We start from the raw sequence: 14790 nt of genomic DNA on the forward strand, positions 1-14790 counted from the left end.
TGCAGTTCTCCTTCATGCGCCCAAACGGTCCAACGGCTCCGGCAGCCTAGCGTTGGCCGGCTGGGAGCAGTCCTTCGCGGGTGGCGTCTTCCTTGTCCACGTCCTCCAGGGCGATGCCCTTGGTTTCCTTCAGGCTCAGCACGGCCACCGCGGTAATGGCACAGGCGACGAGCAGGTAGATGGCCGTCGGCACCCACGAGCCGGTGTCCTTCAGCCACTGGGTGGCCAGGAGCGGCGCCAGCGAGCCGGCGAAGATCGACGTTACCTGCGAGCCGAGGGATGCACCGGAGTACCGCATGCGGGTGGGGAACATTTCGGCCATGATGGCAGGCTGTCCGGCGTACATCAGGCCGTGCAGGCACAGGCCGATGGTGACGGCGAGGACGATGACCACGGCGTTGCGGGTATCGAACATGGGGAAAGCGAAGAACGGCCAGGTGGCACCGAGGATGGCGCCGGCCAGGTACACGGGTTTGCGTCCGATCCGGTCCGCCAGGCGGCCGTACTGCGGGATGATCGCGAAGTGGATGACGTGTGCGATCAGCAGTGCCAGCAGCAGCGAAGAGGTGTCGTACTTGTGCACGCTCTTGAGGTAGACGATCGCGAAGCTGACCACCAGGTAGTACATGATGTTTTCGGCGAACCGCAGGCCCATGGCCTGGAAGATGCCCTTGGGGTACTTGCGGACAACCTCGAACACGCCGTAGCTGACGGCCTGTTCCTTCTCCACCAGTTCCTTGGCTTCGAGGAAGATGGGTGATTCGCTGACGTTGGTGCGGATGTAGTAGCCCACGAACACGATCACCGCGGAGAGCCAGAAGGCCACGCGCCAGCCCCAGCCGAGGAATGCCTCGCTGCTGAGGGTGGTGGACATGATGTAGAGGACCAGGGTGGCCAGCAGGTTGCCCACGGGGACGGCCGCCTGGGGCCAGCTGGACCAGAAGGCGCGGGTGTTGTTCGGGCTGTGTTCAGCCACCAGCAGGACGGCGCCGCCCCATTCACCGCCGAGCGCGAAGCCCTGGATGAACCGCAGCGCCACCAGCAGGGCTGGAGCCAAATATCCGATGTCGGCGAAGCCGGGGAGGCAGCCCATCAGGAAGGTGGACACGCCGATGATGACGATGGTCAACTGCAGCGTGGGCTTGCGGCCGAGCTTGTCGCCGATCTGGCCGAAGACGATGCCACCCAACGGCCGGGCAATGAAGCCCACCGCGTAGGTCAGGAAGGCTTGGATGATTCCGTCCAGGTCATTGCCGGTGGACGGAAAGAAGTACTTGCCAAAGACCAGGGTGGCGGCGGTGGCGTACAAGAAGAACTCGTACCATTCCACCACCGTGCCCACCATGGAGGCGGCAACGATCTTCTTCAGTCCGGTTCCTTTGGGTGCATACCTGGCTTCGTTTGCCTGGCTGTGCTCAACGCTCATGGTTCTCCTCAGTGTCCACATTGACACGTGCTGTGATCTCCAGCACAAGTGACTCAGATGAGTATTGCTGCACAAACTTTGCAGTTCAATGCCCAAAGAGGCACCTGGCATGTGCACAATTGCAGATATGAACGCCAATCCTGACGACCTGCTGGTCCTCCTGGCGGTGTCCCGCTCGGCAAAATTCACGACGGCGGCCCAAGCCCTGGGCTTGAACCACACCACCGTCTCGCGCAGGATCGCCGCGCTCGAGAAGGCGCTTGGTGGCCGGGTACTGTCCCGGGCCGCCGGCGGCTGGGAACTCACGGAGCTGGGCGAGCGTGCCGTGCAGGTGGCCGAACAGGTCGAAGCGGTGCTGGGCACGCTGGGACCGGCCGGCCAGGCACCCGACCCGATTACCGGCGTCGTACGCATGACGGCGACCGACGGCTTCAGCGCCTACATCGCAGCCCCCGCCGTGGCGCGGCTGCGCCGGCACCATCCCGGCCTGAGTGTTGAGGTGGTGACCATGACCCGGCGGGCACTGCAGCAGCGCTCCGGGCTGGACATCGAGGTGGTGGTGGGCGAGCCGCAGGTGCACCGTGCGGAGGCCATCCGGCTGGGCGAATACCGGCTGGGAATGTACGCCTCCCGCACCTACCTCGCCGAGCACGGAACTCCGGCCACCGTGGCCGAACTCAATGAGCATCCCTTGGTCTACTTCGTGGATTCGATGCTCCAGGTGGACGATCTCGATGCGCCGCGGCGGCTGGTGCCGGCCATGCGCGAGGGCCTGACGTCAACCAATGTGTTCGTCCATGTGGAGGCCACCCGGGCAGGTGCCGGGGTCGGCTTCCTGCCATGCTTCATGGGCGATCTCCATGACGACCTGGTCCGGTTGCTGCCCGGCGAAATCGGTGAGCTGCTCCCCTACTGGATGGTGCTGCGCCCGGACTCGCTCCGCCGCCCCGCGGTGGCCGCCGTCGTGCAGGCCCTGCGGGAACGGATGGCCGAGCACCGCGGCGCGCTCCTGGGCCGCGGGTAAGTCACCGGATGATTGGCTCAACCGGCTCGTCATGCCGGACCAGCGCACCGGCCGCGAAGGCCCGGACCTGGGCATCGTCCCAAAGATGGGCGGGGACGGCGCCGCCAAGGAGCCGGCGCCGAAGTTGGGGATCGTCGCCGAACGGGACGTCGCTGCCGGCCATCACCATGTTGCCGTAGCGCCTGCCCTTCAGCATGGCGGGGTCGGCGATGATCACCGTGTGCTTGAAGGCAGCGGCGATGGTGGCGGCGTCCTCACGCGCGTTCTTGAGGTCCGGGGCGTCCCCCGAGTTGGCCACGAACAAGCCGCCCGGCGCCAGGACCCGCTTGGCGTGGGTGGTGAATTCGGCGGTGGTAAGCGGCCGCGGGGTGAAGGCCCCGGCAAAGACATCGCGGATAATGAAGTCCCTGGTGTGCTCCGTGAGGGTTTCGGTCACCGCCCGGGCCTCCCCCACGCGGATGCGGAGCAGCGGCGCCTTCGGGAGGTCGAACCAGCCGCGCACGTATTCAGCGAGCTTGCCGTCCAGTTCCACCACCACTTGCCGTGCATCGGGGTAGGCGGCGGCGAAGTAGCGTGCCATGGAGCACGCACCGCCGCCCAGGTGCAGGCCGCGGAGCTTAGCCGACGATGCGTCCGACGGCGGCCAGCGGGACTCAATGAGCGCCGCCATCCACCGCATGTACTCAAAGTCCAGGAACAAGGGGTCGGCGAGGTCGATATGCGAGCTCATGACGCCGTTGATCTTCAGGAGCCAGCCCGTGGAGTTGTCCTGGTCCGCCACCAGCTCGCAGTCGCCGGTGTCAATGTAGTAGACACCCTCCACCGGACCGTCCGGCGCCGTGCCCTTGGGCACCTCCACCACGCCTGCGGACCGGCCCCGGCCTCCCGACTTTCCGCGTTTGGCCATTATTGGGGCCCGCCTTCACTCATGGTTCAACCCTAGTTGAAGCCATCGAACCCCCGGTCAGCGGGCCTCATGGCGTGAACGCTGTCCCGTGGCCACGCCGGATCCGTTCAACTGGTGCCTGTGCAGTCGAGGCGGCCCCTGCCCGCGACGCCTGGACGGCCGGTCTTCCTGGGCCGCCGGAACGGCACCACCTGGTTGGCCGGCTGGGCCGTCCGCGCTTCCCGTTCCGTCCTCGCCTTGCGGGTCCCCGACCGGACCGTCCACGCCGGCGCCTTCTTCCAGCCGGCGCTGCAATTCCGTCAGCACCTTCGCCAGGCGTCGGGAAACCTGCATTTGGGACATACCGAGCCGCTTGCCTAACTGCACCTGCGTTTCCTCGCAGAAATAGCGGCGGTACAGCAGTTCCCGATCCACGTCAGCCAGGTCCTTCATGGCGGCCCGCAGGCCAGCGAGCTCCTCAAGCCTCTCCAGAGGTGTTTCAGGACTGGCCAGCATCTCACCAATGGAGGGGGCATCCGAGTGGGGACTCACTGCGTCGAGGGAATCGGGGTGCATGCTGCTGGAGGCCGACATGGCTTCCAACACGTCCACGGGATCCGCACCCAGCTCTCCGGCCAATTCGGCCACACTGGGGATCCGGCCCAAGGACTGGGTGAGTTCCGGTTCCGCCCTGAACAGGCGGGTCCTCAAGTCCTGGACCTGGCGTGGCGGGCGGACCACCCATGTCCGGTCGCGGAGGTACCTCTTGAGCTCACCGGTGATGGTAGGCGCGGCATAGGCAGGGAAACTGTCACCCTTGGCCTCGTTGAATCCGCGGGCGGCTTTCACCAGTCCCAGGTAGGCGACCTGGTTCAGGTCCGCCCGTTCCCTGCCGCGTGCTTCAAACCGTGCGGCCAAGGCCTCGGCAAGATCCAGGTACCTCAAAACCATGTCATTTTCGAATGCCCCCTGCGAACGCTCCGAGGCGGCCCGCGGAGATGGCGGATCAGATGTTTCGGCCTGTTGATGGGCCGGGACGGTGTTAGCGGCCAAGGCGGCAAAGGATTCGGGCATGGGTGCTGTTTTCCCTCGGTCTGGTTCCGAAAGCCTGCGGCAAGACTTAGAAGCAGGAAATCATAAGGCTGCTTATAAAACAATCCTTGTCCGCCCGCGCGGGCGTGGGAACGGAAGAAGGAACCGCCCTCCGCCCCCACCCGGAGCAATCCAGCCTAGAGGCCCGCGTGCGGGTTCTTCACGTCGCGCACATCGCGCTCCGCGTCGCTGATATTGATCCGCCGACCGGCCTCAGTCCGCGGATCCGCAGCCGGAGAATCAGGGCGCTCTGCGTCGATGGGCCGCGCATCACTGGACTCCGCGTCACCGCCCGCAGCGTCGCTGCCCACAGAGTCATGGTGCCGAGTATCAGAGTGCGGCAGGTCGGTGCCCACAGCGTCACGGTGCCCAGCCTCAGCCTGCGGCAGATCGTTGCCCGCGATGCCATGGCGCCCGGTTTCGCGTTGCACAGCCGGGTGATGCACAGCCGGGTCGTGCCCGACGTCGGCCGCATTGCCGCCATGGTTGGAAGCCTCGGCCTGCGACTGCCCGTCCCGGGCCGCCCCGTGTACGTCGCGGCGGGTGCCGTCACGACCGACGTCGGGATCCAACTCGTCCGCCTCGCGGGCATGGCCGGCAACGTCGCTGCGGAGGGACTGCGCTTCCCGGCTGCGTTCCTCGGCTTCCTGCCGCAGCCGGGCCGCGTCCACTTGGGCCTGCTCGGCGTCGGCGCGTGCACGGATGGCCTTGGCTTCCCGTTCGCGGGCGTCGAGTTCCATGTTTTCAGCCTTGCGGCGGATCTCGGCCGCTTTTTCCCGATTCTCCTGGTCCCGCTTCTCCTGCATCGCCTTGCGGCGCCGTCCGCCGGAGAGGAGCAGCACAACAATCAGTGCCACGACGACAACCGCAACCACTACCCATACCCATGGAGCTGTATCCATGTTTCCCACCACTTCCCACTTCGTTGTGACCGGGCAGGCCAGAGCCATTCCGGCTGACATTTTTACTCGAACGGTTAGAACCCAATTAGCAAGGGTACTTACCTTTCATTAGTAAACATGCTTACTATTTTACGGCCAGTACCGCTGGTTCTTGATCAGCAACCAGCCTTCTTTCTGAAAGGAAGAGCGAAGATGACAGAGAACCAATGGCCCGAGGACACCGCAAACACGGCCCCTCAGGCACATACAGGAATCCCCGGCGAGCGCCGGCCCGCAAACTTTCCGTCTCCGGCAGCCAGCTATGGCGCTGAGAGCGGAAACGGGTACGCACCCGCCGATTACGAACAAACCCAAACCATGCCGGAGAGTGCCGGCACCGGTTCTGCGTCCTCACGCACCGAAGCTGCCAAGGACGAGGCAGCAGGCGTAGCCAGGACAGCAGCGGGTTCCGCACAGAACGTGGCACAGACGGCCAAGGAAGAGGCAGCCAACGTAGCCTCGGAGGCAAAGTCCAACGCGCAGGACCTGCTGCACCAGGCCAAGTCAGGCCTCACGAGCGAGGCCGCAACGCAGCAGCAGAAGGCTGCAGAAGGCATCCGCAACATTTCCGGCCAACTGCACAGCATGGCCAGCGCCCCGGACCAGCACGGCATGGCCAGCGACCTGGTCCGGCAGGCGGCCGAGCGGACATCCTCGATCGCCACCTGGTTGGAGAACCGGGAACCCGGAGACCTCCTGAACGAGGTCCAGCGGTTTGCCCGCAACCGGCCCGGAACGTTCCTGCTCCTCGCCGCCGGAGCCGGTGTCCTCGCCGGACGCTTGACCCGTGGCCTTACGGCAGGCGCCCCGGAGTCTACCGGCTCAACCGCACCAGCTGCCGCAGGCCTTTCCGGCCAGCACGCAGGCACGGCATACCCGGACCAATACGGCCAGCCGCCGGCCGCCGGTGGTGTAGTGCCTCCGCCGCCCGTCCAGCTGCCCGGTCCGGCCACCACCACGGCCGGATACGACGGCGGCGCGCCGGGCAGCAGCTACCCCGAGTCCACGTCGACTGCCAGCGGCCTCGACAGCCCGCAATTGGTGGAGGAACCGTGGTCCGGAAACCAGGTTTCCGACGACCCCCTGCGCGACCGCGAGTTGGCCGATGACCCAATGGCGGCTGACCCCTTCACCCGGGACCGCGTCAGGGGCGGCCAGGCTGGCGGACTCTGATGAGCAGCCACATACCTGAGCCGCCGCCAAGCGCGGCGCACGTGAAAGCGGACAACGCCTCACTGGGGGAGTTGCTCGGCGACGTAACGCGGGACTTGTCCACCCTCATGCGCCAGGAAGTCGATCTGGCCAAGGCTGAACTGAAGCAGACCGCCACCCGCGCAGGCAAAGGATCCGGCATGCTGGCCGGCGCTGGGGTTGGCGGACACTTCGTCCTGCTGTTCCTGTCCTTGGCCCTGATGTTCGCCCTCGGCGCCGTCATGCCGCTGGGCTGGTCCGCCCTGATCACTGCCGTGGTCTGGGCCATCATTGCAGCTGTCCTGGCCTCCATGGGCCGCAAGGAACTGAAGCAAATCAAGGGCATGCCCCAGACCGGCGAAACCCTTTCTGAGATACCCCCAACCCTTAAACCAGGTGAGGTAAACCGATGAGCGAAAACCCTGACGTCATCCGCGCAGACATCGAAGCCACCCGGGCACGCCTGGGAACAAACGTGGACGCCGTGGCCGACAAAGTCACGCCGTCCAACATCGTCCACCGGCAGACCGACAAGCTCAAGGATGCGGCCACCGGGATGAAGGAGAAAATCATGGGTGCAGCAGACACCGCCACCACCAACGTCCACAACACCACGGGCGCAGGTGCGCACTCAGCGGCGGACAGCCTGCACCAGGCTGGCGACGCCGTCTCGGCGAAGCTTTCCGATGCCGGCCACGCTGTCTCCCAAACCCCGGGCCAGATGAAGTCAAAGACCGCTGGCAACCCGCTGGCTGCAGGCCTCATCGCGTTCGGGGCCGGACTCCTGGTCTCGTCGCTGATTGCGCCAAGCCAGAAAGAGCGGGAAGCGGCCGATCAGCTCAAGACGGCAGCCCAGCCACTGGCCGCCGAACTTACTGACGCCGCTAAAAACATGGCCCAGGACCTCAAGGAGCCGGCACAGGAAGCCATGGAAAACGTCAAGGCCACGGCAACCGACGCCGCCCAGAACGTCAAAGCTGAGGGCCAGCACGCAGCCGACGACGTCAAAGACCGTGCCGCAGATGCGAAGGACACCGTCCAAAGCAGCTGACGCTCCGCTTACCGCGGCTCCCTAAAGGCAACACCTAAGACGACAGGCCGGCACCGCCACCCGCGGGGTCGGCCTGTCCTCTTGGCCCCAAGATCGAGAGGACTCCCCCAATGGCCACTCACAACACGTCCGAGACCAGTACCGCGAAGGCGGGCCAGGCCCCCGATCCGAACGATTCGCGAAAACCCGGGAGCCCCCGGGACCTGGAGAAGCCCTCCTGGAAGTACATCGCCAGGAAGACGTTGCGGGAATTCAGCAAAGACCAGTGCCCGGACCTGGCAGCGGCCCTGACCTACTACTCCGTACTTTCGATCTTTCCGGCGCTGCTGGCGCTGGTATCCCTCCTGGGAATCTTCGGCGACCCGCAGAAGACCACCTCCGCCCTGCTGGACATCGTCCAAGGTTTCGCCCCCGGGCAGACCGTGGAGACGATCCGGCCGGTGGTCCAGGACCTCGCGAGTTCCTCCGCCGCCGGATTCACCCTTGTCCTGGGCCTCATCACGGCACTCTGGTCCGCGTCCGGCTACGTCGGGGCCTTCGGCAGGGCCATGAACCGTGTCTACGAAGTCGATGAAGGCCGTGCCTTCATGAAGCTGCGGGGCACCATGCTCGGCGTCACCGTCGTGAACCTGCTGATCGTCGTCGTCATCGCGGCGATGCTCGTGCTGAGCGGCCCCGTGGCAGAATCCGTCGGGAACCTGATCGGGCTTGGAGGAGCCTTCCTGACGGTGTGGAACATCGCCAAGTGGCCGGTCATGCTGGTGCTGATCACCGTGGCGATCGCCATCCTCTACTACGCCACACCAAACGTGAAACAGCCGAAATTCCGGTGGATGAGCATGGGTTCGGCCATCGCCCTGGTGGTGTTCCTGCTGGCTTCGCTGGCCTTCGGCTTCTACGTGGCGTACTCCAACAGCTACAACAAGACCTACGGCGCCATTGGCGGTGTCATCGTCGCGCTGCTCTGGCTGTGGATCCTGAACATGTCCCTGTTGTTCGGCGCAGAGTTCGACGCCGAAGTGGAGCGCGGCCGCGAACTTCAAGCCGGCATCAAGGCGGAGGAAACCATTCAGCTACCGCCCCGGGACACCAAAAAGAGCGAGAAACTTCAGCAGCAGATCGAGGAAGACGTCAGGCACGGCAGGGAACTCCGGGAGAAGCACGGCCAGGAGGGCAACGGCGTGCAGAACCAGGGCGAACGGCACCGGGACAAGGTTCGCGAGAAGGTCCGGGCCCGCGCCGAAGAGGGAGAGTCCGACGGCGGGGGCCGGCCGGGCAGCAACATGTAACGGTCCGGGCCGGCCAGGGAGGAAGGGACTAGGCAGGACCTTCGAGAAAGAGGAAAATTCATGGTGGAGGTCCTGTCGAAGTTTCCCGGGCTGTGGGGTCCGGGGTGAAGCGGGGCCGGCGGTGAGATGGCCTCTTCTGAGACCGAGGCCAGTCCCCCCAGTCGCCGTCGGCCCCCCAGGGGCCTGCCCCCTTTCGGCGTGACTGGACAAGCCGCGCCTCCTGCAATAGTTTCGTGAATACCTTGCCGGGGCCGTTTGGGAACCGGCGTGGCCGCTGAAGCAGACGGCGGATACAAGCTCCAAACAAATGAGCGAACATGACTGCTACACATTTTGACCAGTTCCTAGCCGAGGCAGTTGTCCCGGACAGGGAGCCCGGACTGGGCCTTGGACGGGACGAGCTCTATGGCCTTTACACCAGCTGGTGCCTCCTGAATAAGGCCGAGCCCCACACCCCGTCCTCCCTGTGGGAGGCGTTGCAGCAGGCAGGCATCGATCCCGACAGCAACAACCTTTCCATGACCGGACCGGCGGCGGCGGACTACATCGTGGCGAGCGCTCCGGACCTCGTGTGACCGCCGGACGCACGCGCCGTCAGGGTTGTGCCAGCGCCAAGAGGTAAGCGGCGAACCCGCCGGGCGCGCGGCCGCTGGTCCGCCCCGAGGTAAGGACGCGCGTGGTGTCAGTGGAAACGATTGCTGCCCCGCCCGCGCGAAGCCGCTCCACCAGGATCCTGTCTTCGTCGCGGTCAATCCCAGGGAAGCCCCCGGCCGCGAGATAGGCCGAAGCGCGGACACCCAGGTTGGCCCCATGGACGTGCGGGTGGTCCTCGGCCAAGGCATGCCGGGCGTGCCAGCGGGCCAGCAGCTCGTGGTGTGTCCCATGGGCATCGGGCTCCACGGAGCCAAGGACAAGGTCGGCTCCGGCTGTTGCCAGTTCCAGCTGACGGAGCAGCCAGTCTTCCGGTACCTGTGAATCGGCGTCGGTGTTGGCCAACCACAGGCGACGTGCCGGAATACCCGCCGCTCCGGACCCGCCCAGGCTTTCCAGCACCGCCCCGCAACCTGCCCGGCGGCTCTTTCCCACACTGTGGAAACCGACGGGCAGGACGCGGAAGCGGAGGTCACGGGCTGCGAAGCCGGCGGCTACCTCCAGCGACCGGTCCGTGCAGGCGTCGAGGACAATAACAACCTCCGCCTCAGTTCCGGGACTGTCCACGGCCAGCCGGTCCGCGGCGGTTCCGGCTGAAGTGAGCGCCCGCTCCAGGGCCTGTTCCTCGTTGTGCGCCGGGATCACGACGGCCACTTTGTCGATCTGCGTTGCTCCCATGCCGTGCCGAAACCCTGCGGCTGGTCCCCCCGGAGCCGCCAACGTCATGCCACGCCCGTCCCGCGGGCCGGGCACACCAGGATTTCCAGGACGAAGTCGCGCTCCCGGTACAGCCCCGTGGTTGGCCAGCGCAACCGTTGGCGGGCGAGCGCGTGGACGGTGTCGCCGTCGAGCTGCCAGCCGTCGATCGGGTGCCGCCAGTGGCACAGGACCAAGACCCCGCCCGGTTCCAGTGAGGCCTCCACCCGGTCCCACAGGTCAGCGAGCTCGCCGGGGGCCAGGTAGTAGCCGACCTCGGACACCACCAGCAGGTCGAATGTTCCGCGGGGCCAGGAGCCGGGGACCACGCGCTGCTCGACGCGGACTCCGTGGTTGCCGTCGAGCCGTCGCGTGGCTCGGCGAACCGCGGCCCCACTGGCATCAACGGCCAGCAGGCTGCGGCAGCGGCCCGCGAGGTCCTCCGTGAGGGTACCGATGGAGCAGCCCACTTCCAGGCCGCGCTCATAGGTCTCATCCGGGAGGGCCGCGAGGGTGATCGCCCGCTTGCGCCGCTCATACCAGCTCGAGGCGTAGTTCCAGGGGTCGGCGGAGCCGTTATGGACGACGTCGAAGACCTCCTCGGCGTCCTGACTGGAGTGTGCCGGGCCGGACGCGTCCCGGGGCGGTGTCCAGGCAAACACTTCGTAGCCGCGGGCGAAATGGCCAAGGAAGTCCCGGCTCAGCAGGGTTTCGTCCCCCTGGGCCGGGGACAGCGGCATGACTTGGGTGGCGTGGGCAGCCATGGCACGTTCTTTGGCCGCGCCGGACTCGCCGTCCAGCGGGAACCGGAGCCACGCCCGCCATTGCTGGTCACCGGGCGTGGCCCAATGCCAGTACCAGATGGGGTACTCCAGCAGTGCGTGGCCTTCCTTCCGGGCGGTTTCCGCTGCCACGGCACCGAGTGCGTCGTGGTCGGAGTGGCCGTCGGAACGGTAGGGCGCAACCAGGACCAGCTGGTCGGCCCGCCCGGGCAGCCGCGCCGCTGCATCCCTGACGGCAGCGGCGATGGCGTCCGCGTGGGAGCCGAGGCCGCGGTCCGGAAAACCGAGGAAGCGCCACCGGTCCCCCAGTCCCAGGACGGTCAGTGCCGCGGCGAATTCCGCCAACCGGGCCTGCGCCAACTCCTCGGGTGATGTGGTGGGGGAATCCGGGTGGGATCCCTCCCCCGCCGTGCACAGGAGGACTTCCACTTGCGCGCCCAGCGCGGCCAGCCGCGCCATGAGTCCGCCAGCGCCGAGGGTTTCATCGTCAGGATGGGCGGCCAGGACCACGAAGCGCAGCGCAGCGAGTTCATCGGGGCCGAGCGGCAGTTCCGGCGCGACCGACAGTTCGCTTCCGGCCCAGGCTGCTTCGGCGGTGCCTTGGTCCGCGTGCGAGAAGGTCACCACGGGCAGTCACCCTTGAGCGTGAGGCGGCCCAGCTGGGCGTCGTCCCGTGACCCGTGATGCTGGCGCACGTACAGTCCCAGGTCCGCCGTCCGTTTGGCATAGCGTTCGTCGAAGGCAAGTGGGGCGGGGCCCCGGTTGGAAAGCACCAGGTGCAGGACGCGTTCGACGGCGGAAGCAACGGTTCCGCGGACACGCTGGGCTTCGCTCCAGGAACTTTGGCCGTGGGCGCCCAGGCTGCCGTCATCGATGCGTGCCGCGGTTCGGACGAGGTATTGCATGGCGGCAGTGAGGGTGCGGTCCACCTCGCCGAGGGCGGCGAGCGCCACTTGGTCCGGTTCCCTCCCGGCGTCGGCGCCGGCTAGCAGGCCGGCGCGGAAATCGCGGGCCACTCCCACCGCGCCGCCCAGCCAACAGGCGGCAACGCCCACGCCTCCCCAGGCGAAGCCGGGGCGGCTGTGATACCAGCCGGTTCCACCCAGGGCCACTGCCGGAACGTGGTCGAAGTGCACGGTTCCACTGGGGATCTCCCGGAGGCCGCGCGCCACCCAGGCGGGCTCTTCGCACCGTACCCCGGGGTGGCGGAGGTCGACGGCGAAAGCCGCCCTGCCGCCGTCGTCCGTATGGGCGGTGATGACGGCACGGTCCAGGCTTGCAGCCAAGGAGCACCACGGTTTGGCCCCGTCCAGGACCACCGTGCCGCCGTCGCGGCTGGCCCGCAGGCTGACGCCGGGGGCCTCTGCCGCGAAGACGCCCCATGACGCTCCGACGCCTTCCCCGGGCGGCTGGTCAGCGGTATCCGTGCCGGCAGCTTGGGAAAGAATGGCAATGGCGTCCATATGCGGCTCTAATACCCGGGCTGCCGCCACGTCAATGGCGGCGACAGAGGCCAGGAGCTCCCATAACAGCTGCGTCCGGCCTTCTCCGGGACGCGGCCAGGTTTCGCCCGCTTCCACGGCCAGGGCCAGCAGGGCAGTGACGTCGCCTGCAGCGTCCGGAACTGCGCGCAGGAATGAGCTCCACGGGGAGATGCCGGCGTCGGTGGAATCAAAGAAGACAGAAGTGGTTACCGCTTGCAAACGTTCCTCCATCGACGCTGGGGGCGCCCGGCCCCCGGGACGCATCTACACAGCTTACTTACTATTTGGCGGGAGGATGCGGGCAACGGCGAATCCGTCCCAGCCTTTGGAGCCCACGGTCTGGATTACGGTGGCGTCCAGGCGCGGGTGGTTGCCCAGGAGCGTGAGTGCGTCAATGATTCCGGGCGCATTGACCGGATCCATGCCCGGGTCCAGGACTGCCCCCTCCCAGATGGTGTTGTCCACCACCACGGTGGCACCCGGCCTGCCCAGCCTGACGGCCCACTCAAGGTAGTGGCTGTTGTTCTGCTTGTCGGCGTCAATGAAGATGAAGTCGAACGGTTCCCGGTCCTCTTCCTCAAGGGCGGCAAGGGTGTCGAGCGCCGGCCCCAGCCGGATCTCCACTTTCTCCCCCAGGCCGGCGCCGTCAATGTTCGCCCACGCCACCTCGGCGTGCTGGGGCAGGTATTCGCACGTGACCAGCGTGCCACTGGGCGGAAGGCCCCGGCCCAGCCAGATGGTGCTGTAGCCGGCCAGTGTCCCGATTTCCAGGATGCGGCGGGCCCCGGACATCTGGACCAGCAGCTTCAGCAGCTTCCCGGCGTTGGGTGCCACCTCGATGGCGGGCATCCCGGCATCCGCCGCCGCCCGGATGGCCTGCTGGAGGGCCGCATCCGGATGCACCACGGTTCGGGACAGGAACTCTTCGGTGGCTATCCACTCCGGACGGGGCTTGTGCTCGAACATGGGCACAGTTTGGCACGGGGCGCCGTGGGGGTCCAGATGCGTCCGGTCCTCCCGCGGGCTCAGGATTCCTGGGCCAGTGCGCCTTCCAGGCGGTCCACTTTCGCGGTGAGTTCGCCCGAGTAACCCGGCCGGATATCAGCCTTGATCACCAACGACACCCGGCTGCCGTAACGTCCCACAGCCTCGGTGGCACGCTTGACGACGTCGAACACCTCGTCCCATTCACCCTCGATGGTGGTGAACATCGAATCCGTCCGGTTGGGCAGACCCGACTCCCGGACGATCTTCACCGCGGCGGCAACGGCGTCGTGCACTGAAGCGTCGTCGGGCCTGGCGCCCTCGCTGGGAACACCTGAGGGAGCCACGGAAAATGCAAGCAACATGCCCCCAGTGTCCCACGCGGATCCCGCCCGCCGCAGGCTGGACCACCGGCAGCGGCCGTCACATAAGCGCCTACCCTGCGGTAACCATGCCGGCCGGAGCCTCCGTTGCTAACCTGTTGGCCATGAGCCTCGCAGTCGCCCGAAAGCCCCTCCGTGCGGACGCAGCGCGGAACGTGGACAAGATCATCACGGCGGCGCGCCAGTGTTTCCGGGAATTCGGTCCCGAAGTGCCGCTCCAAACCATCGCAACAACGGCCGGAGTGGGCCCGGCTACCCTGTTCCGGAACTTCGCGGACAAGGAAGAACTGGTCCTCGCTGCGCTCAACCGGCAACTCCGCCTTACCGTGGACCCCGTCATGGACGGCGCCCTGGCCGATATCGACGCCACAGCGGGGTTGCTGCGCGTACTCGAAGCACTGATGGCGGCCGCCAGCGCCGACGCCAACCTGCTGTGCGCCGTCGCCGGACGGCGGGAACTCCTCACCGGGATCACCGGTTCGCTCATGGAGTCCATCAGTGTGCTGCTGGTCCGGGGACAAGGACAGGGCACGCTGCGTGCCGACATTTCCATGACCGACATGTTCCGGCTGCTTGCCATGCTGATCGGCGTGGTGGACACCATGGAGCCCGGCTCCGATGCGTGGCGGCGGCCCCTGGCGCTGGTGGAGGATGCCATCCGCGCCGACCGGCCGGCGCGTCCGCTTCCCGCGCACGTGCCTGTCCCGGCCCCCACGGCCTGAACCGGCCCTGGCCCACTGGCCATCCGCCGCGGAGCCGCCGCGCCAGGTCCATTGCCGGGTGGGGTCCATTGCCGGGCGGGATACATTGTGGGGGCGGCTACATTGTGGGGGCGGCTACATTGTGGGGGCCTTGTCCAGTGCCATAGAATCTGGAGAGGTTAAGCAGCCAGCCGCGGGAATTTCAGCTG

The 14790-nt window shown here is 66.8% G+C and carries 16 protein-coding genes; 7 read left to right on the forward strand and 9 right to left on the reverse strand.

Going from position 1 to position 14790, the window contains the following annotated elements:
* Positions 1–46: 46 nt before the first annotated feature.
* Positions 47–1426, reverse strand: a complete 1380-nt coding sequence (locus tag DFO47_RS07145; RefSeq protein ID WP_133831168.1) for an MFS transporter — start codon at positions 1424–1426, stop codon at positions 47–49.
* Positions 1427–1553: 127 nt separating this feature from the next.
* On the opposite strand from DFO47_RS07145, the gene DFO47_RS07150 reads away from it, so the two are divergent.
* Positions 1554–2450, forward strand: a complete 897-nt coding sequence (locus DFO47_RS07150) for a LysR family transcriptional regulator (RefSeq protein WP_109045809.1) — start codon at positions 1554–1556, stop codon at positions 2448–2450.
* A gap of 1 nt (position 2451) precedes the next feature.
* On the opposite strand, the gene DFO47_RS07155 is transcribed toward DFO47_RS07150, so the two are convergent.
* From DFO47_RS07155 to ccmD, 3 genes are all read right to left on the reverse strand, one after another.
* Entirely contained in the window at positions 2452–3357 is a 906-nt protein-coding gene (locus DFO47_RS07155; protein WP_018763053.1) for a fused MFS/spermidine synthase, read from the reverse strand.
* A gap of 57 nt (positions 3358–3414) precedes the next feature.
* Positions 3415–4410, reverse strand: coding sequence for a sigma-70 family RNA polymerase sigma factor (locus tag DFO47_RS07160; protein WP_133831169.1), 996 nt, complete (start codon positions 4408–4410; stop codon positions 3415–3417).
* Between the two features lie 155 nt (positions 4411–4565).
* Positions 4566–5330 carry a heme exporter protein CcmD gene (ccmD, locus tag DFO47_RS07165; protein WP_166651683.1) on the reverse strand — a complete coding sequence of 255 codons (765 nt, stop codon included), beginning with the start codon at positions 5328–5330 and terminating at the stop codon, positions 4566–4568.
* A gap of 192 nt (positions 5331–5522) precedes the next feature.
* On the opposite strand from ccmD, the gene DFO47_RS07170 reads away from it, so the two are divergent.
* The 5 genes from DFO47_RS07170 to DFO47_RS07190 all read left to right on the forward strand — a co-directional run bounded on the left by DFO47_RS07170 (position 5523) and on the right by DFO47_RS07190 (position 9475).
* On the forward strand, positions 5523–6542 hold the full coding sequence (locus DFO47_RS07170; RefSeq protein WP_133831171.1) for a hypothetical protein: 1020 nt from the start codon (positions 5523–5525) through the stop codon (positions 6540–6542).
* The gene (locus DFO47_RS07175; RefSeq protein WP_026264948.1) at positions 6542–6973 is read left to right on the forward strand and encodes a phage holin family protein; all 432 of its coding nucleotides are present in this window, start codon (positions 6542–6544) and stop codon (positions 6971–6973) included. The genes DFO47_RS07170 and DFO47_RS07175 overlap by 1 nt, the downstream gene beginning before the upstream one ends.
* Positions 6970–7611 carry a DUF3618 domain-containing protein gene (locus tag DFO47_RS07180; protein ID WP_133831172.1) on the forward strand — a complete coding sequence of 214 codons (642 nt, stop codon included), beginning with the start codon at positions 6970–6972 and terminating at the stop codon, positions 7609–7611. Before DFO47_RS07175 ends, DFO47_RS07180 begins: the two co-directional genes overlap by 4 nt.
* Before the next feature lie 110 nt (positions 7612–7721).
* Positions 7722–8900, forward strand: coding sequence for a YihY/virulence factor BrkB family protein (locus tag DFO47_RS07185; protein WP_133831173.1), 1179 nt, complete (start codon positions 7722–7724; stop codon positions 8898–8900).
* A gap of 317 nt (positions 8901–9217) precedes the next feature.
* On the forward strand, positions 9218–9475 hold the full coding sequence (locus DFO47_RS07190) for a hypothetical protein (protein WP_018763046.1): 258 nt from the start codon (positions 9218–9220) through the stop codon (positions 9473–9475).
* Between the two features lie 19 nt (positions 9476–9494).
* On the opposite strand, the gene DFO47_RS07195 is transcribed toward DFO47_RS07190, so the two are convergent.
* From DFO47_RS07195 to DFO47_RS07215, 5 genes are all read right to left on the reverse strand, one after another.
* A complete protein-coding gene (locus tag DFO47_RS07195) occupies positions 9495–10229 on the reverse strand; it encodes a glycosyltransferase (protein ID WP_243835376.1) in 735 nt (244 codons plus the stop codon).
* Positions 10230–10273: 44 nt separating this feature from the next.
* Entirely contained in the window at positions 10274–11656 is a 1383-nt protein-coding gene (locus tag DFO47_RS07200; RefSeq protein WP_133831175.1) for a bifunctional PIG-L family deacetylase/class I SAM-dependent methyltransferase, read from the reverse strand.
* Positions 11650–12684 carry an acyl-CoA dehydrogenase family protein gene (locus DFO47_RS07205; protein ID WP_133831440.1) on the reverse strand — a complete coding sequence of 345 codons (1035 nt, stop codon included), beginning with the start codon at positions 12682–12684 and terminating at the stop codon, positions 11650–11652. Before DFO47_RS07205 ends, DFO47_RS07200 begins: the two co-directional genes overlap by 7 nt.
* A 102-nt stretch (positions 12685–12786) precedes the next feature.
* On the reverse strand, positions 12787–13479 hold the full coding sequence (locus tag DFO47_RS07210; RefSeq protein ID WP_133831176.1) for an O-methyltransferase: 693 nt from the start codon (positions 13477–13479) through the stop codon (positions 12787–12789).
* A gap of 59 nt (positions 13480–13538) precedes the next feature.
* Positions 13539–13862 carry a thiamine-binding protein gene (locus DFO47_RS07215; RefSeq protein WP_133831177.1) on the reverse strand — a complete coding sequence of 108 codons (324 nt, stop codon included), beginning with the start codon at positions 13860–13862 and terminating at the stop codon, positions 13539–13541.
* 122 nt (positions 13863–13984) lie between these two features.
* Here DFO47_RS07215 and DFO47_RS07220 point away from each other — a divergent pair, with 122 nt between their 5' ends.
* Complete coding sequence (locus DFO47_RS07220; protein WP_026264947.1) at positions 13985–14602, forward strand: TetR/AcrR family transcriptional regulator; 618 nt, start codon at positions 13985–13987, stop codon at positions 14600–14602.
* Positions 14603–14790 lie beyond the last annotated feature (188 nt).

This window comes from Arthrobacter sp. AG258 (assembly GCF_004364695.1).
Taxonomy (GTDB): domain Bacteria; phylum Actinomycetota; class Actinomycetes; order Actinomycetales; family Micrococcaceae; genus Arthrobacter.